The 17,470-nt window shown below is 62.7% G+C and carries 10 protein-coding genes; 5 read left to right on the top strand and 5 right to left on the bottom strand.

All coding sequences use genetic code 11. The features are described 5' to 3' along the window. Positions 1-1,221, bottom strand: a complete 1,221-nt coding sequence (locus ACFPQ5_RS05665; protein WP_379752301.1) for an HD-GYP domain-containing protein — start codon at positions 1,219-1,221, stop codon at positions 1-3. A gap of 123 nt (positions 1,222-1,344) precedes the next feature. Here ACFPQ5_RS05665 and ACFPQ5_RS05660 point away from each other — a divergent pair, with 123 nt between their 5' ends. From ACFPQ5_RS05660 to ACFPQ5_RS05645, 4 genes are all read left to right on the top strand, one after another. After that, complete coding sequence (locus tag ACFPQ5_RS05660) at positions 1,345-2,277, top strand: LysR substrate-binding domain-containing protein (protein WP_379752300.1); 933 nt, start codon at positions 1,345-1,347, stop codon at positions 2,275-2,277. Between the two features lie 195 nt (positions 2,278-2,472). Beyond that, the gene (locus ACFPQ5_RS05655; RefSeq protein ID WP_379752299.1) at positions 2,473-6,027 is read left to right on the top strand and encodes an indolepyruvate ferredoxin oxidoreductase family protein; all 3,555 of its coding nucleotides are present in this window, start codon (positions 2,473-2,475) and stop codon (positions 6,025-6,027) included. A 212-nt stretch (positions 6,028-6,239) separates the two neighbouring features. Continuing rightward, positions 6,240-9,527, top strand: a complete 3,288-nt coding sequence (gene icmF, locus ACFPQ5_RS05650; protein WP_379752298.1) for a fused isobutyryl-CoA mutase/GTPase IcmF — start codon at positions 6,240-6,242, stop codon at positions 9,525-9,527. 264 nt (positions 9,528-9,791) lie between these two features. After that, positions 9,792-10,865 (top strand): type I restriction endonuclease, encoded by a 1,074-nt coding sequence (locus ACFPQ5_RS05645; RefSeq protein WP_379752297.1) that lies wholly within the window; start codon positions 9,792-9,794, stop codon positions 10,863-10,865. Positions 10,866-10,887: 22 nt separating this feature from the next. On the opposite strand, the gene ACFPQ5_RS05640 is transcribed toward ACFPQ5_RS05645, so the two are convergent. Continuing rightward, positions 10,888-12,087 (bottom strand): FAD-dependent oxidoreductase, encoded by a 1,200-nt coding sequence (locus tag ACFPQ5_RS05640; RefSeq protein ID WP_379752296.1) that lies wholly within the window; start codon positions 12,085-12,087, stop codon positions 10,888-10,890. A gap of 211 nt (positions 12,088-12,298) precedes the next feature. Between ACFPQ5_RS05640 and ACFPQ5_RS05635 the strand changes: the two genes are divergently transcribed. Further along, positions 12,299-13,054: a PEP_CTERM-anchored TLD domain-containing protein gene (locus ACFPQ5_RS05635; protein WP_379752295.1), complete on the top strand. Its 756-nt coding sequence runs from the start codon at positions 12,299-12,301 to the stop codon at positions 13,052-13,054. 63 nt (positions 13,055-13,117) lie between these two features. On the opposite strand, the gene ACFPQ5_RS05630 is transcribed toward ACFPQ5_RS05635, so the two are convergent. From ACFPQ5_RS05630 to ACFPQ5_RS05620, 3 genes are read right to left on the bottom strand one after another with little or no spacing between them, the layout of a single operon-like run. Then, positions 13,118-14,368 (bottom strand): MFS transporter, encoded by a 1,251-nt coding sequence (locus tag ACFPQ5_RS05630; protein ID WP_379752294.1) that lies wholly within the window; start codon positions 14,366-14,368, stop codon positions 13,118-13,120. A gap of 31 nt (positions 14,369-14,399) precedes the next feature. Then, complete coding sequence (gene pgmB / locus ACFPQ5_RS05625) at positions 14,400-15,041, bottom strand: beta-phosphoglucomutase (protein WP_379752293.1); 642 nt, start codon at positions 15,039-15,041, stop codon at positions 14,400-14,402. After that, positions 15,038-17,380 (bottom strand): glycoside hydrolase family 65 protein, encoded by a 2,343-nt coding sequence (locus ACFPQ5_RS05620; RefSeq protein WP_379752292.1) that lies wholly within the window; start codon positions 17,378-17,380, stop codon positions 15,038-15,040. The genes pgmB and ACFPQ5_RS05620 overlap by 4 nt, the downstream gene beginning before the upstream one ends. Positions 17,381-17,470 lie beyond the last annotated feature (90 nt).

Below are 17,470 nucleotides of genomic sequence, written 5' to 3'. Positions count from 1 at the left end.
TCAAGGAACCAGCAGGAACTTGTTGGGGTCGACACGCCACTTCTCGGGCGACTCGTGGCGCACGATCTTGTCGCCGCCGCCGAAGCCCAGCGCGCGCGACAGGTCGAGCAGCTCCGGACGAATATACATCTCTTTCTTGGTGTTGAAGAACACGTTCACCTTGGGCGTGAGCAGATTGGTTTCGTGCGGCTCCACCACCACGCCCAGGCGGCCCGACTCCAGCATCACCATCGTGCCGACCGGATAAATACCGACGCAGCGCATGAATTCCTGGGCCAGCGCCGGATTGAAGTGGAATTTGCTCCACTCGTAGATCTTGCGCAGCGCATCGGCCGCCGACATGCCCTTGTGGTAGCAGCGGTCCGAGGTGATCGCATCATACACGTCGACGATCGCCGCCATCTGCGCCAGTTCCGAGATCTCGGATTCGTTCTGCATTTCCGGATAGCCGCTGCCGTCGCGCCGCTCGTGGTGGTGCAGCGTGATGTCGAGCGGGATCAGGCCGATTTCCGGCGTCTGGCGCAGCAGATCGTAACCATCGCGCGGGTGCTTCTTGATGATCGCGAATTCCTCGTCGGTCAGGCGTCCCGCCTTGTTCAGGATACTGTCCGGCACCAGCGCCTTGCCCGTGTCGTGCAGCAAGCCGCCGATGCCGGCCTGGTAAATCGTCTCTTCGTCCATACCGCGCGAACGGCAGAAGGCGACCAGCAGCGTGCACACGCTGACCGAGTGCAGGAAAGTGTAGTCGTCCTTGGTCTTGATGCGCATCAGGCTGAGCAAGGCGCCGGAATTGCGCAGGATCGATTCGGTGATGTTGGTGACAACCGGCGAGACGTTTTCCATCTCGACCGCCTTGCCCAGGCGCGCATCCTGCATCACCGTGCGCACCAGGTTCACGGCCTGGCGCCGGATGCCGACCGCGCGCTGCATCTCGTCGCCGAGCGAGGCACGCAGCGGCTTGACAGGTTTACTGGCGATGGCGGTCACTTCGGCCTCGGTCTTGGCCTGGGCTTCGGCCAGCGTCGGCGCTTCCTTCACATCGAGCCCCTTCGAGCAATCGATGATCACGTTACGGATGCCGGCCTTGGTGATCTTGCGGATTTCGTCCATGCTGGTCAGGACGAACTTGGCACGGACGAACGGGTGTTCCATCCATCCACAGTCGAGGTCGTGGATAGCCATGCCCAGGCGCAGCTGGGAGGAATCGATTTTCTTAAGCATGCAAGGGTCCAGCGATGTGTTAATCTCCGCCACCGCGGCGGGACCATGAAGTATATCAAGGTCGTTTCCGCACATAAACTTTTCGTCATTCAAGTGTTGCAACTAGGCACAAATTAGTTCTTCATGGAATTACGACAACTTCGTTATTTCGTCGCCATCGTCGATCACGGCTCGCTCTCGCGCGCGGCGCTGGTTCTGCACGTGGCGCAACCGGCACTGACCCAGCAGCTGCGCCAGCTCGAAGAAGAACTCGGCGCGCAATTGCTGCACCGCTCGGCCCACGGCGTCCTCAGCACCGACGCCGGCAAGATCTTCTATGAACATGCGCAAGCCATCCTGAAGCAGGTGGCCGATGCCCGCTCGGCCGTCACCCAGTCGACCACGCGTCCCTCGGGCAGCGTCACCCTCGGCCTGCCGCACAGCATTTCGGGCGCGCTTGCATTACCCCTGCTCACCGCCGCGCGCGCGACCTATCCGGAAATCACGCTGCAACTGACCGAGGAAATCTCGGGCAGCCTGATCGAGCAACTGAAATCGGGCCGCCTGAACCTGGCCGTCCTGTTCGACGACGGCCAGCTCGGCGGTTTCGAGGCGACGCCGCTGGTCGAGGAAAACCTGATGTACATCTGCCGCGCCGACTCCGCCCTGAAACCGCGCGCATCCGCCATCACCCTGGGTGCGGCGCTCGGCACGACCCTGATCCTGCCGGCCCAGCAACATGGCGTGCGGCCGCTGATCGAGCAGGCGGCGGCCGGCGCCGGCCTCGCGCTGAGCAAGCTGATCGAGATCAATTCGATCGCCATTTTGAAATCGGCCTTGCTGGCCGACATGGGCGCCACCCTGCTGCCGCTGGCGCCGCTGCGCGCCGAAATCGACAGCGGCCTTTTGGCCGCGACGCCGATCGACGATCCCGCCATCCGGCGCAGCGTCACCCTGTGCGCCTCGCGCAATATCCCTCTAACGAATGCCGCCGCGGCCATCAGCCGCCTGGTGCGGCAAGTCACCGAAATGCTGTGCGCAAATGGCGCGTGGCCCGGCGCCAAGCTTCGTGAATAACTGCTATCAGTTTTTCTTATACCCCTATCCGTAATCCGTATTTCCCCTGCTGACGGGAAGGCCATACACTCCTCGCGCCCGATGAACCGCCGTTGATCGGGCATGTCGCTACCGCGACCTCTCCCCGCCTTCGATCCGCGCCTACCCGGCGCCGAGCATCGGGCGGGGCCATACCGATTACAAAAGGAGTCCGTCATGCCCGATACCGTCGCGCCGCAATCCGCGCAGGATGCAGTCCCGTCCCGCCTCACCACCGTCACCCTCGACGACAAATACACCGCGAAGTCGGGCAACATCTTCCTGTCGGGCATCCAGGCCCTGGTCCGCCTGCCGATGATGCAGCGCGAGCGCGACGCCGCCGCCGGCCTGGACACCGCCGGCTTCGTTTCCGGCTACCGCGGCTCGCCGCTGGGCGGTCTCGATGAGACCCTGTGGAAGGCGAAAGGCCACCTGGAAGCGAGCCACGTGCAGTTCGTCCCCGGCGTGAACGAAGACCTGGCCGCGACCGCCGTCTGGGGCACGCAAACCGTGGACCTGATCGGCCCGACGAAATACGACGGCGTGTTCGCCATGTGGTACGGCAAGGGTCCGGGCGTCGACCGCTGCGGCGACGTTTTTAAACACATGAACCACGCCGGCACGTCGAAGAACGGCGGCGTGCTGCTGGTGGCCGGCGACGACCACGGCGCCTATTCGTCGACCCTGCCGCACCAGTCGGACCACATCTTCTCGGCCTGCATGATCCCGGTCCTGTATCCGTGTAACGTGCAGGAATACCTGGACCTCGGTGTGCACGGCTGGGCCATGTCGCGCTTCTCCGGCTGCGCCGTCGCTTTTAAAGCGCTGGCCGACACGGTCGAATCGAGCGCCTCGGTCGACGCCAACCCGCACCGTGTGCAAGTGAAACTGCCGCAGGATTTCGTCATGCCGGAAGGCGGCCTGAATACGAAGCTGTCCTCGGTCCCGCTGGGCCAGCAAGCGCGCAATCAGGAAGCGCTGATGCAGGACTACAAAATCTATGCAGCCCTGGCCTACGCGCGTGAAAACAAACTGAATCACACGACGATCGACAGCCCGAACGCCAAGCTCGGCATCATCGCCTCCGGCAAATCCTATCTCGACGTGCTCGAAGCACTCGAGGAGCTGGGCATCGACGAAGCGATGGCGGCCAAGGTTGGCCTGCGCCTGTTCAAGGTCGCGATGATCTGGCCGCTGGAGCCGGAAGGCGTGCGCGAATTCGCGCAGGGCCTGGATGAGATCCTGGTGGTTGAAGAAAAGCGCCAAGTCGTCGAATACCAGCTGAAGGAACAGCTGTACAACTGGCGCGACGACGTGCGTCCTCACATCATCGGCAAGTTCGACGACAAGGGAGAATGGGTCGCGCCGCGCGGCGACTGGCTGCTGCCGCCGAAAGCCGACTTCTCGGTCGCGCAAGTGGCGCGCGTGATCGCCGGCCGCATCGCCCGCCTCGTCAGCGACGAGACCACGCGCGACCTGATCAAGGCCCGTCTCGCCTTCCTCGACGCCAAAGACGCCGTGCTGCAAAAGGCGATCACCACGCCGTTCCGCCCAGCGTTTTATTGCTCCGGCTGCCCGCACAACACGTCCACGAAAGTGCCGGACGGCTCCTTCGCGCTGGCCGGCATCGGCTGCCACGTGATGGCGACCTCGATCTATCCGGAGATGAACAAGCTGACCACCCACATGGGCGGCGAAGGCGCGCCCTGGATCGGCCAGGCCGCGTTCTCGAAAGTGCCGCACGTGTTCCAGAACCTGGGCGACGGCACCTACTTCCACTCGGGTTACCTCGCCGTGCGCGCGGCCGTGTCGGCCAAGGTCAACATCACCTACAAGATTCTGTACAACGATGCCGTTGCCATGACCGGCGGCCAGCCGGTCGACGGCCAGACCTCGGTGCCGATGATCGCCCAGCAGATGGCGGCCGAAGGCGTGAAACGCATCGCCCTCGTCACCGAAGACCTGTCGCGCTACGCCGACCGCAGCGCCCTCCCAAGCCTGGTTACCCTGCACGACCGCAAGGAGATGGACGACATCCAGCGCGAACTGCGCGAGCTGCCGGGCGTCTCCGTCATCATCTACGATCAGACCTGCGCCGCCGAGAAGCGCCGCCGCCGCAAGAAGGGAGAATTCCCGGATCTGCCCAAGCGCATGGTCATCAACGAAGCCGTCTGCGAAGGCTGCGGCGACTGCGGCATCCAGTCGAACTGCGTCTCGATCCTGCCGAAGGAAACGGAGTTCGGCCGCAAGCGCACCATCGACCAGTCGTCATGCAACAAGGATTATTCGTGCACCAAAGGCTTCTGCCCGAGCTTCGTCACCGTCGAAGGCGGCACGCTCAAGAAGAGCAAGGCCGGCGTCAGCAAGGGCGACGACGATGGCTGGGGCGCCCTGCCCGAGCCGATGCTGCCGAGCGTCGAGCACCCGTACAACATCCTGATCAACGGTATCGGCGGCACCGGCGTCATCACCGTCGGCGCGCTGATGGGCATGGCCGCGCACCTGGAAGCGAAAGGCGCATCAGTGCTGGACATGACCGGCATGAGCCAGAAGAACGGCTCCGTCACCTCGCACGTGAAAATTGCCGCTACGCCGGAGCGCCTGCGCGCCCAGCGCATCGCCACCGGCGAAGCGGACCTGGTGCTCGGCTGCGACATGCTGACCACCGGCGCCGCCGACGCGATCTCCAAAATGCGCCCGGGCCGCACGCTGGCCATCGTCAACCTGCACGAGCAGCCGACCGGCACCTTTGCCCAGAACGCCGACTGGCAGTTCCCGGCGTCGGATGTGCGTGGCCTGATCGTGGAAGCCGTGGGTGGTGCCGATGGCGCCGACTTCGTCGATGCGACCAAGCTGGCGACTGCCCTGATGGGCGACTCGATCGCGACGAACCTGTTCCTGATGGGTTACGCCTGGCAGAAGGGCCGCATCCCGCTGACCGAGGCGTCCTTGATGCGCGCGATCGAGCTGAATGGCGTCGCCGTCGCCTCCAACAAGAAAAGCTTCCTGTGGGGCCGCCGCGCCGCCGTCGACTTTAAACGCGTCGAAAAGACCGCCACGCCGTCGCAGGCCGTGCTGGTGCAGATGCCGCAAAGCCTGGACACCGTCATCAAGAAGCGCATCGACTTCCTGACCGGCTACCAGGACGCGGCCTATGCCGGCCAGTACGCCGAACTGGTCGAGCGCGTGCGCGCGGCCGAAGCGGCGGCCGGTCTCGGCAACAAGCTCTCCATGGCGGTGGCGAAGTACTACTTCAAGCTGATGGCCTACAAGGACGAATACGAAGTCGCGCGCCTGTACACCGACGGCCGCTTCCTCGAGCAGGTCAAATCGCAGTTCGAAGGCGACTTCAAATTCAAGTTTAATTTGGCGCCGCCGCTGTTCGCGAAGAAGGATGCCAAGGGCCAGCTCGTGAAGAAGGAATTCGGCGCGTGGATGCTGGGCGCCTTCAAAGTGCTGGCGAAACTGAAAGGCCTGCGCGGCGGCGCCTTCGACGTGTTCGGCCACACCGCCGAGCGCAAGATGGAGCGCGCGCTGATCGTCGAGTATCGCCAGATGATCGACATGCTGCTGCCGTCGCTGGATGGCGCCTCGTATGCCACCGCCGTCGAGCTGGCGAATTTGCCGGAGCAGATTCGCGGCTTTGGCCACGTGAAGGAAAAGGCGGTCGAGAACTTCCGTGCTCGCAAGGCGGAGCTGCTGTCCGGCAACGTCAAAAAACGCGCCGCGTAGGGTGGGCGGGTCCCCCGCCCACGCGGTGATAGTTAGCCACGAGATCATCGAGCTCGAAATCGGAGCCGGTAACGATCACCGCGTGGGCGGCGAAGCCGCCCACCCTACGGGGCCCACCCTTTGCGCACCCAACATTCAAACTTGACGTTAACGTTAACGTCATATACCGTACAAATCGAACCTGTCCGCGTCCGATTCCTAGAAGGAACCCCATGAACGACATCACCACCGCCGCCAAGCTCGAGCTGCCGGAGCAGCCGAAGCTCGCCAACAAGGTCCGCTTCGTCACCGCCGCCTCGCTGTTCGACGGCCACGATGCCTCGATTAACATCATGCGCCGCATCCTGCAGTCGAACGGCGTCGAAGTGATCCACCTCGGCCACAACCGCTCGGTCGACGACGTCGTCACCGCGGCCCTGGCCGAAGACGTGCAAGGCATCGCCATCTCCAGCTACCAGGGCGGCCACGTCGAATATTTCAAGTACATGATCGACCTGCTGCGCCAGCGCGGCGGCGCCCACATCAAGGTCTTCGGCGGCGGCGGCGGCGTGATCGTCCCGAGCGAGATCGAAGAACTGCACGCCTACGGCGTCACCCGCATCTTCAGCCCGGAAGACGGCCAGCGCATGGGCCTGGTGGGCATGATCCGCTCGATGATCGAAGCCTGCGACATCGACCTGTCCCCCTACGCGCCGACCAGCATCGACGCGCTTCAAAACGGCGACATCGCCGACCGCCACCGCCCGCTGGCCCAGCTGATCACCGCGCTGGAAAACGGTAAAGCCGACCCGGAACTGCGCAAGCAGATCGTCGAAGCGGCCGACACCTTACAGGTGCCGGCACTGGGCATCACCGGCACCGGCGGCGCCGGCAAATCCTCGCTGACCGACGAACTGATTCGCCGCATCCGCCTCGACCAGAACGACCGCCTGAACATCGCGGTGATCTCGATCGACCCGTCGCGCCGCAAGTCGGGCGGCGCCTTGCTGGGCGACCGCATCCGCATGAACGCGATCAATCCGTGGGCCGGCCAGGCGCGCGTCTTCATGCGCTCGCTGGCCACGCGCGAAGCGGGCTCCGAGATCTCGCATGCGCTGCCGGACGTGATCGCAGCCTGCAAGGTCGCCGGCTTTGACCTGGTGATCGTCGAAACCTCGGGCATCGGCCAGGGCGACGCGGCCATCGTGCCGCACGTCGACGCCTCGATGTACGTGATGACCCCGGAATTCGGCGCCGCCTCGCAGCTGGAAAAGATCGACATGCTCGATTTCGCCGACTTCATCGCGATCAACAAATTCGACCGCAAGGGAGCACAGGACGCGCTGCGCGACGTCGCAAAACAGTACCAGCGCAACCGCGAACTGTGGTCGCAGAGCCCGGACCAGATGCCGGTGTTCGGCACCCAGGCATCGCGCTTCAACGACGACGGCGTGACCGCCCTTTACCACGGCCTGCTGCCGAAGCTGGCGGAACTGGGCCTGAAGGTCGAAGCCTCGAAACTGGCCGTGCCGCCGCAGAAGCACTCGAGCGGCAAGAACGTGATCGTGCCCCCAAGCCGCGCGCGCTACCTCGCCGAGATCGCGGACACCGTGCGCGGCTACCACAAGAACACGAGCAAGCAGGTGAAACTGGCGCGCGAGCGCCAGCAGCTGAGCGAAACCAAGCGCATGCTGGCCGCCGCCAACCGCGAAGTGGTGCTGGACGACCTGATCACCGAACGCGAAAACGCGATGGACGCCGGCGCCAAAAAGCTGCTGGCGATGTGGCCCGACATGCAGGCGGCCTACGCCGGCGACGACTACGTCGTCAAAATCCGCGACAAGGAAATTCGCACCAAACTGGTGCAAAAAACCCTGTCCGGCACCACCATCCGTAAAGTCGCGCTGCCGAAGTTCGAGGACCACGGCGAAGTGCTGCGCTTCCTGATGCTGGAAAACGTGCCGGGCTCCTTCCCGTTCACGGCCGGCGTGTTCGCCTTCAAACGCGAAGGCGAAGACCCGACCCGCATGTTCGCCGGCGAAGGCGATGCCTTCCGCACGAACAAGCGCTTCAAACTCGTCTCGACCGGCATGGACGCGAAACGCCTGTCGACCGCCTTCGACTCCGTCACCCTGTACGGCGCCGATCCCGCCCTGCGTCCCGACATCTACGGCAAAGTGGGCAACTCCGGCGTCTCGATCGCGACCCTGGACGACATGAAGGTGCTATACGACGGTTTTGATTTGTGCAGCCCATCGACCTCGGTCTCGATGACGATCAACGGCCCTGCTCCGACGATCCTGGCGATGTTCATGAACACGGCCATCGACCAGCAGATCGACAAATTCGTGAGCGACAACGGCCGCCAGCCGACCGCCGACGAAGCGCAGAAAATCAAGGAATGGGTGCTGGCCAACGTGCGCGGCACGGTGCAGGCCGACATCCTGAAGGAAGACCAGGGCCAGAACACCTGCATCTTCTCGACCGAGTTCTCGCTGAAGGTCATGGGCGACATCCAGGAATATTTTGTCCACCACCAGGTGCGCAATTTTTATTCGGTGTCGATCTCGGGCTACCACATTGCCGAAGCCGGTGCGAACCCGATCTCGCAGCTCGCCTTTACCCTGTCTAACGGCTTTACCTTCGTCGAAGCCTATCTGGCACGCGGCATGCACATCGACGACTTCGCGCCGAACCTGTCGTTCTTCTTCTCGAACGGCATGGATCCGGAATACACGGTGCTCGGCCGCGTGGCGCGCCGCATCTGGGCCGTGTCGATGCGCGACAAGTACGGCGCCAACGATCGCTCGCAGAAACTGAAATACCACATCCAGACTTCGGGCCGCTCGCTGCACGCGCAGGAAATCGACTTCAACGACATCCGCACGACCTTGCAGGCGCTGATCGCGATCTACGACAACTGCAACTCGCTGCACACCAACGCCTATGATGAGGCGATCACCACGCCGACCGACGAATCCGTTCGCCGTGCTCTCGCGATCCAGCTGATCATCAACCGCGAATGGGGTCTCGCGAAGAACGAGAACCCGAACCAGGGCTCGTTCATCATGGACGAACTGACGGATCTCGTCGAAGAAGCCGTGCTGCAGGAATTCGAGCGCATCGCCGAGCGCGGCGGCGTGCTGGGCGCGATGGAAACCGGCTACCAGCGCGGCAAGATCCAGGAAGAGTCGATGCTGTACGAGCACAAGAAGCATGACGGCTCGCTGCCGATCATCGGCGTGAACACCTTCCGCAACCCGAAGGGCGCGGAAGCCCCGGCCACGATCGAACTGGCCCGTTCCACCGACGACGAAAAGCAGTCGCAGCTGACGCGCCTGGAAGCCTTCCACACGCAGCACGCAGCGGAGGCACCAGCTGCCCTGGCAGCGCTGCAGCAGGCCGCGATCGACAACGAAAATGTGTTCGAGAAGCTGATGGACGCCGTACGCGTCTGCTCGCTGGGCCAGATCACGACGGCCCTGTTCGAAGTGGGTGGGCAGTACCGCCGCAATATGTAAGTAGCATCCTCGGCTGGCGCCGTTCGTGCGCCAGCCAACACGCGTCCCCGTCCGTGGGACGCATTCTTCCCGCTTCGGCATCTTCCCCCTTGCTCCCTGAACTGCACCAAGCAGCGTTTTCCCAACATGAAGCTACGAAGTTCTCGCTTACTCTCAGTTCTTGTTGAAAACTAACTAAAGTCTGGCAAGATACAAAGGTTCTGTTGAGTAAATTCTTCGAAGTCCAAACGACGTTTCATGCCCTATGGGTGAGGGAGTAATTTGATGGACCTGATAGATGAGCTGAAAGCCTTGGCAACACGAATTGCAAATACCAAGGCCTTGATTCAAACAGAAGAGGCAACCAAGAATGCAATGGTCATGCCGTTCATTCAAATGCTCGGGTACAACGTATTCGATCCCACTGAAGTTACTCCGGAACTCGTTGCCGACATCGGAACCAAGAAGGGTGAAAAGGTCGATTACGCGATTCTCCATGGTGGACAGCCCATCATGCTCTTCGAATGCAAGAAGTGCGGCGGCGAACTCAACATCAATCATGCCGGGCAGCTCTTCCGCTACTTCCACGTTACATCAGCGCGTTTTGCAGTGTTGACGAACGGCTTGGTCTACAAGTTTTTCACAGATCTCGAACAACCCAACAAGATGGACGATACCGCTTTCTTTGAGTTCAACATCCTGGACTTCAAGGAACGTGACGTAGACGAACTCAAGAAGTTCGCCAAGTCGGCCTTCGATGTGGACACCATTCTTAACACCGCAAGCGACCTGAAATACACCCGCGTTATTCAGGAGCGGCTCAACGATTGGGTCACCGAGCCGCCGGAAGAGTTCGTTCGCGCACTGTCCACTGATTTGTTGGCTGGCCGCCGCTTTACACCAACGCTCAAAGATCAATTCACACAGATTACAAAGCGCGCTTTTGAACAGCTCCTGAATGAACGGATTAACGCCCGGCTGAAGGGAGCAATGACGGTGGAAGCACCAATGCTTGCAGATACAGCTCCGATCATTCCACGGGTTGATGACAGCGACGCCGTCGTAACGACTGCAGAAGAAATCGAAGGCTTACATATCGTCCGATCGATCCTGCGGGATGTCGTCAGCCCACGGCGCATTGTCATGCGCGACAATCAAAGCTATTGCGCGATCCTGCTCGACGATAACAACCGGAAGCCGGTCTGCCGACTACGTTTCAATAACACGCAAAAGCTGGCTGTGGGAATTTTTAGCGCAGACAAAACCGAAGAGCGCTTTGCACTCGACGAGATCGACGATCTCTACACATTCGCCGAAAAGCTGAAAGCCACCGTGGCACTTCATCTTCCTACGGAATAAGCTAGTCGGACGGGGCTGGTTCTCAATCCCTTCGCAACGCCTGCACGGCGTCCGGAGGGATTTGTTTTAGCGCCTGTGCCGGCGCGGCGATGCTGCGGTACATGAGGCGCTGGATGCCGGGCAGTTTCAGCCCCACCGCGAACATCAGGTCGCGCCACAAGCCGCCGCTGTCGGCCTGGAAGCAGGGCGTCAAGGCCTTGCTCAGCATCTGGTAGTTGCGGACGGCGCACAGGCGCTCATCGGAATAAGCGGCGGCGCCGGCCAGCAGGCCACGTGCGTGGACCGCGTTCGCCAGCGCCAGCGCGTCCTGCACCGCCAGCGTGCTGCCCAGGCCAAGCTGGGGGCTCATCGAGTGCGCCGCGTCGCCGACGACGCACACCGGCCCCTGCGCCAGCCGCCTGGCGCGCGCATGGCGGTAGGTAGCCAGTGCAAACTGCTCATGATGCGTAATCTGGTCGATCACCGGCGCCGCCTGCGGCCACAAGCTGCGCAACTCCTCCTTCCACGCTTCGATCGGGCGCGCCTGCCAGGCGGCGTAGTCGGCACAAGGCAGACTCCAGAACATCGACAGTCGCAGCTTGCCGTCCACGCGCGCCGTCGGCATCAGGCCGAACATCCGGCGCGTGCCCTCATAACGCTGCTCGAGCAGCGCCTGTCCGTCCCAGTCGGCGACGTCGAACATCGCCCACAGCGCGCCCCATTTATAGACGGTCGATGCCACCGCCAGCCCGACCTGGGCCGGCAAACGAGAGGCCGCGCCATCGGCGATCACGACCAGGTCGAAGGTGGACGCATCGGCTGCATGCACGGTCGCGCGCTCGCCTTCGACCGTGACCCGGTCGACGGCGGCGCCATAGCGAATGCGCACGCCCAACGCCAGCGCGGCATCGAGCAGCACCTGCGACAGCGCCGCCCGGCTCACGCCGCGCGCTTCGTGTTCGTCATACGGGATGTCGACCAGGGTCCAGTCGCGGTGGCAGGTGCCGAGCAGGCGCGTCACTGGCACGCTGGCCGCGTGAAAGGCCGCACCCACGCCCAGCGCATCGAGGGCGGCCACGCCCTGCGGCTGGATCAGCAGGCCGGCGCCGAGAGGACTGAGGGAAGCATGCTTCTCGAAGACCGTCACGCTATGACCGAGACGGGCCAGGGCAATGGCGCTCGCCAGGCCGGCCGTGCCGGCGCCAACGATTCCGATGGCGATAGGATTGCTTTTTGGCATCATCTCGCCATTCTAGATGAGCCACGCCCTGCCGGCTCCAAGCTCCAGTGCTTATTTTTGCCCTACATCACCTTTATGCTGTCGGAATAATTTACATCAGTCACTTTATCGGTCTTATAGAAAATCGCAAGCCCTTGATTCTGCAGAAAATTGCATTGCTGGCACAGTGATTGCTTACTGAAAAGATATAAAATATTCCTGAAAGAAACAAATAATGTTCAAAATCATCACCGCCTCGCTCGTCGCTGCGCTTACCTTCGGCGCCGGCAGCGCCCATGCCGGCGTCATCAACGGCGGTTCCGCCCTGCTGAACAAGGCGAACGTCGAGCAGCTGGGCGGCTGGCTGGGCCAGGGCGTCGACCTGACGAAGGTCTATGCCAAGAGCGCAGGTAGCACGAGCTACGATTTCCATAATGCCGTCGACGGCAAGGGACCGACCTTCGTCGTGATGCAGGCGACGAACCAGCACACCGGCGTGACGGGCCTGATCGGTGGCTACAATCCCCAGTCGTGGGACAGCTATTCCGGCTACAAGCCTTCCTATGATGTCGCCAGCCGCCCTGCCTTCCTGTTCAACCTGGATTCGGACACGGTATTCCGTCAACGCACCGACTCGACCACCTACTCCTATTACGATTGGTGGAGCGGAACCTATTATTCGTACACGCAAGACAATGGTTTGTACCAGACCTACAATTATGGCGGCTACGGCCCGACCTTCGGCAATGGCCACGATCTCTATGTCGACCAAAACTTGAGCTATGGGTACAGCAACCTGTATGCCTACGCATCGTCAACGTCGACTGACCTGCTGGGCAATAACTACGGTTACACCGGCATGACGATCTCGGGCTTCGAAGTGTTTACCTTTGCCCCGGAGCGCAACGACGTCCCCGAGCCAGGCAGCCTGGCCCTGTTCGCCATCGCGCTGGCCGGCGTAGCCGCAGCAAGCCGCAAGCGCGCAAGCTGAGCTGCAAGCTGCGTAAAAAAAGCCGGCGATGCCGGCTTTTTTTATGACTTGCAAGGGCTTCGCTCACGCCGCCTGCGCCACCGCTTCGCCGCTGCGCTCCACCTGGCGGCGGAAGAAGAACAGCGTAATCAGCACCAGCGTGATCGGCACCAGCGTCAGATAAAACGCGAAGTGGCCGCTGAAATTGCCGAACACGTAGCCGGTGATGAAGGAACCCGTGGTGCCGCCCAGCGCCGAAAAGATCACCAATAAACCGGTCATGCAGGAATGCTGGTTCTTCGGCAGGGAGCTGAGCATGACCGAATTGATGCCCGGGTAGATCGGCGCCATGAACAGGCCGATCAGCGGGAACAGGAAGGTCGCCAGCGGCGCGTTGGACCAACTGACGTTCGCGTCCAGCGCCAGGTCGCGCGTCAGCGGCAGCGCCAGCAGGACCATCGCCGCCATGCCGATCACGCAGCCGTTCATCACCGTGTACCAGTGCACCTTGCGCATCACGACGCCGGCCGACAGACGTCCAATCGCCAGGCAGGCCGCGAAGATCGACGCCACCTGCACGCTCATCGCCGCGGGAAGCTTCAGGATCTCGTTATTAAAGGTCGGCAGCCAGGTGCCGACGCTCTGCTCGATCAGCACGTACAGGAAGGCCGTCAGCACGAACACGCACACCAGCGGCTTTAAAAACAGCTTGAACATCGCCGTGAAATCCTCCCAGCGGCTGCGCCCTGCCGGCAGCTGGGCGTCGCTTTCGTCGAAGCGTGTCGTCAGCAGCAAGATAAACGTCACGGCGCACAGGCCGCCCAGCACCCAGTACACCTGCAGCCAGCTCTGCGACTTCGGATTCGAAGAATCGATGAAGTGCGCGAACACCCAGTAGGCGCTCAGCACGCCGACCATGAACACGCCCTCCAGGGTATTCATCATGCCCGCGTGATGGCGGCGGTCCGTGGCGATCAGGCCCAGCGTCGAATACACCGACACCTTGACCAAGGCAAACGCCACGCCCACGCACAGGAACAGCAGCTTGGCCGTCGCAAAGCCTGGGACCAGCGGCATCGCGACGCAAGCGGCGGTGACGATCGCCAGGCCGACCAGCATCGCGTTCTTGTAGCCCAGGCGCGGCAAGAAGGACGCGACCAGGAAGGACACCACGGCGATCGGCAAGTCCTTGAACGCTTCCAGGATGCTGGCGCTCGACTTACTCACCTCGTAGTTGTTGATGACTTGCAGGATCACCGTGCCGACGCTGTTGAGCAGGATCGCGAAGACGAAGTAAATCAGGAACAAGGCCAATAGAATGCGCTGGTTTTTCACGCTGTCTCCTGTTTTTATAATGATGCGCGTGTCAGTAGTCTTCGAGGCGGAATTCGCTCAGGCTCGGGATCACCCGGTCGGCCTGGGTCAGCACCTCCGGACTGCCGATCCCGAGCGCATACATCCCGGCCGACTTGATCGAGGCCACGCCCGCCACCGCGTCTTCCACACCCAGGCAGTCTTCAGGCGCCACGCCCAGGCTTGCTGCGGCATTCAGGAAGATCTCCGGATGCGGCTTGCTGTTGGCGATCAGGGCCGCATCGACCACGTAATCGAAACGGTCGCGGATGCCGAGGCGGTCCAGCACCGTGAACGCGTTCTTGCTGACCGAGGCCAGACCGATTTTCAGGCCCGCCGCGCGCACCGCGGCCAACGCATCGAGCGCGCCCGGCAGCAGGTCGGCCGCGCTCATGGTGGCGATCAGCTCGACGTACTGGCGGTTCTTGCGGTCCGCCAGCGCCAGTTTTTCCTCCATCGTGTACGACTTCGGCGAACCTGCGAGAATCAGGTTCAGGGACCCCATGCGGTCCACGCCTTTCAGGTTCTCGTTGAAGGCGTGATCGAAATGCACGCCTTCCGATTCGGCCAGCGCCTTCCAGGCCAGGTAGTGATAGTGGGCGGTGTCGGTGATGACGCCGTCGAGATCGAAGATAACCGCTTTGAATCCGCTCATGCCTGTGCCTCCATCGAGATGCGGGCCGCAGGCGCGCTGCGCGTCAACGCTACCTCCTGGCCGAAGTGGGTAAAGTCGAGTGCGTCGCCCGCCAGCAGCGTGTACTCGGCTACTTGACCGCTCACGCGCACCTGCAGCTGGGCGCCGCGCAGCTGGATCTTGAACTGGTAGTGCTGCCACTTGCGCGGCAGGGTCGGCGCGAAGCGCAGCGCGCCGTCGGAGACGCGCATGCCCGCAAAACCGTAGGCCACGCCCATCCAGGTGCCGGCCATGGCCGCCGTGTGCACGCCGTAGTGGGTATTGCCATGGGTGTCGTCGAGGTCGAGGCGCGCCGTCTCCATGAAGTAGTCGTAGGCCTTGTCGTGGTAGCCGACTTCCGAGGCGATGATGCTGAAGATGCAGGACGACAGCGAGGAATCGTGGGTCGTCACGGCTTCGTAGTAATCGAAGTCGCGGCGCTTGTCTTCCAGCGTGAATTCGTTCGACAGCAGCAGCAGCGCCAGCACCACGTCGGCCTGCTTGCAGACCTGGTGGCGGTAGATCACCATCGGGTGGTAGTTCAGCAGCAGCGGATAGTTCTCTTTCGGCGTGTTCGCGAAGTCCCACACCTTCTTCGAGAGGAAGCTGTCGTCCTGCTCGTGGATGCCGAGCTTGCCGTCATAGGGCAGGTGCATGCGCGCGGCGGCGTCGCGCCACACGGCGATTTCTTCACTCGTCACGCCGGTCGCAGCGGCCACGCGCGCGAAGTCGCCGGCGCGCTCGCGCGCCAGCTGGTCGGCCATGTCGGCGGCGAAGCGCAGGTGCATGCGCGCCATCGCATTCGTATAGTAATTGTTGTTGACCAGGGCCGTGTATTCGTCCGGGCCCGTCACTTCGTTGATGCAGAAGCGCCCTTCGCGGTCATCGCTGCCGATGCCGATCCAGATGCGCGCCGTTTCCAGCACGATCTCCAGGCCCGCCTGCGCCATGTAATCGAGGTCGCCGGTGGCCTCGTAATACGACTTGATCGAATAGGCGATGTCGGCGTTGATGTGGTACTGCGCGGTCCCGGCCGGAAAATAGGCCGAGCACTCGCCGCCGGCGATCGTGCGCCACGGGTACAAGGCGCCCTTCGCATGCGACATCTGGCGCGCGCGCTCGCGCGCCTGCGGCAAACCCGCGTAGCGGTACTCCAGCAGCTTGCGTGCGATCTCCGGCTTCGAATACAGGAAGAAGGGGAAGATGTAGATCTCGGTGTCCCAGAAGTAGTGGCCTTCGTAGCCCTCCCCGGTCACGCCCTTCGCTGCGATGTTGGTGCGGCCGTCGCGGCCGACCGATTGCAGCAGGTGGTATTCATTGAAACGGATGCCTTGCTGGAGCGCGTCGTCGCCAAGAATCTCGACGTCGGCGCCGGCCCAGAAATCGGCGAGGAAGGCGGCTTGCGAGGCGCACAGGGCCTCGAAGCCGGCCGCCTGCGCGTCGGTCAAGGTTTCCTGCGCCCGCGCCAACAGTTCTCCTTCCGGATAGTCGCGCGAGGAGTGGTAGCTGCCATACTTGGTCAGGCGCAGCGGCTGCCCCTCGACGGCCGTGCACACGAAGGTCTGGCCTGCGCGTTGTCCCTCCTGCCAGGCGTCGGCATCGACGCCCTCGACCACGCTGCGGATCGCGCTGACCAGGGTAAAACCGCTGTTGTGGGTACGCTGCACCAGCGCCGAGAAGGCGCCGTCCTGCTCCACCGCCACCGTCTGCAGGGCCGGGCCCGACACCGCCGAGCCGACGCGCGGATCGTCGCCCGCTTCCTGGTTTTTCACGGCGCCGTCGACGAAGGAGCGCAGCGTGATGCGGCCCGAGAAATTCAGCGGCGTGAGTTCGACCTCGATCGCGAACAGGTGTTTATTCGCGAACGAGACCACGCGCCGGCTGCGCAGCGCGATACGCTTGCCGCCCGGCGCGGTCCATTCGAGCGAGCGCACCAGCACGCCGGTGCGCAGGTCGAGCTCGCGCTCGTAGCGGCCCAGGGTGCCGGTCAAGGGATCGAAGCGCGCGCCGTCGATCTCGATGGCGATGCCTTTCGCGTTCGGCACGTTCAGCATGAACTGATTGGTTTTCGCCAGCGCGAATGCCGACTCCGGATACACGATCGGCTCGGACTCGTAAAAACCGTTCAGGTAGGTACCGTCGAGCGAGGTGCCGGCCGGGCCGGTATAGCCCTCTTCCCCGGTGCCGCGCAGGCCGATGTAGCCGTTACCGAGCGCGAACAGGGTCTCGCGCAGGAAGTGCGATGCGGTGTCGAAAGCGGTCTCGCGGATGCACCACGGATCGAGCGGGAGAGTAGACAGGGGGCTGGTTGAAGGCTGCACGGCGAATCCTCGAAGCGATGGTGTCGGTCAAATCAGGGCAAAACAGGGGCCAGCACCAGACGGCGCACGCCTGGCGGTGGGTGAAAAATC

The sequence above is a fragment of the Massilia suwonensis genome (assembly GCF_042655665.1).
Taxonomy (GTDB): Bacteria; Pseudomonadota; Gammaproteobacteria; order Burkholderiales; family Burkholderiaceae_D; genus Telluria; species Telluria suwonensis.
The sequence above is the reverse complement of the archived record's forward strand: the minus strand, read 5'-3'. Positions and strand labels throughout refer to the sequence as shown.

What these genes read in the sequence shown, in the direction of transcription:
- ACFPQ5_RS05640 (WP_379752296.1), bottom strand. Translation starts at nt 12,087, where the DNA reads ATGATGCCAAAAAGCAATCCTATCGCCATCGGAATCGTTGGCGCCGGC.
- icmF (WP_379752298.1), top strand. Translation starts at nt 6,240, where the DNA reads ATGAACGACATCACCACCGCCGCCAAGCTCGAGCTGCCGGAGCAGCCG.
- ACFPQ5_RS05660 (WP_379752300.1), top strand. Translation starts at nt 1,345, where the DNA reads ATGGAATTACGACAACTTCGTTATTTCGTCGCCATCGTCGATCACGGC.
- ACFPQ5_RS05645 (WP_379752297.1), top strand. Translation starts at nt 9,792, where the DNA reads ATGGACCTGATAGATGAGCTGAAAGCCTTGGCAACACGAATTGCAAAT.
- ACFPQ5_RS05665 (WP_379752301.1), bottom strand. Translation starts at nt 1,221, where the DNA reads ATGCTTAAGAAAATCGATTCCTCCCAGCTGCGCCTGGGCATGGCTATC.
- ACFPQ5_RS05635 (WP_379752295.1), top strand. Translation starts at nt 12,299, where the DNA reads ATGTTCAAAATCATCACCGCCTCGCTCGTCGCTGCGCTTACCTTCGGC.
- ACFPQ5_RS05655 (WP_379752299.1), top strand. Translation starts at nt 2,473, where the DNA reads ATGCCCGATACCGTCGCGCCGCAATCCGCGCAGGATGCAGTCCCGTCC.
- pgmB (WP_379752293.1), bottom strand. Translation starts at nt 15,041, where the DNA reads ATGAGCGGATTCAAAGCGGTTATCTTCGATCTCGACGGCGTCATCACC.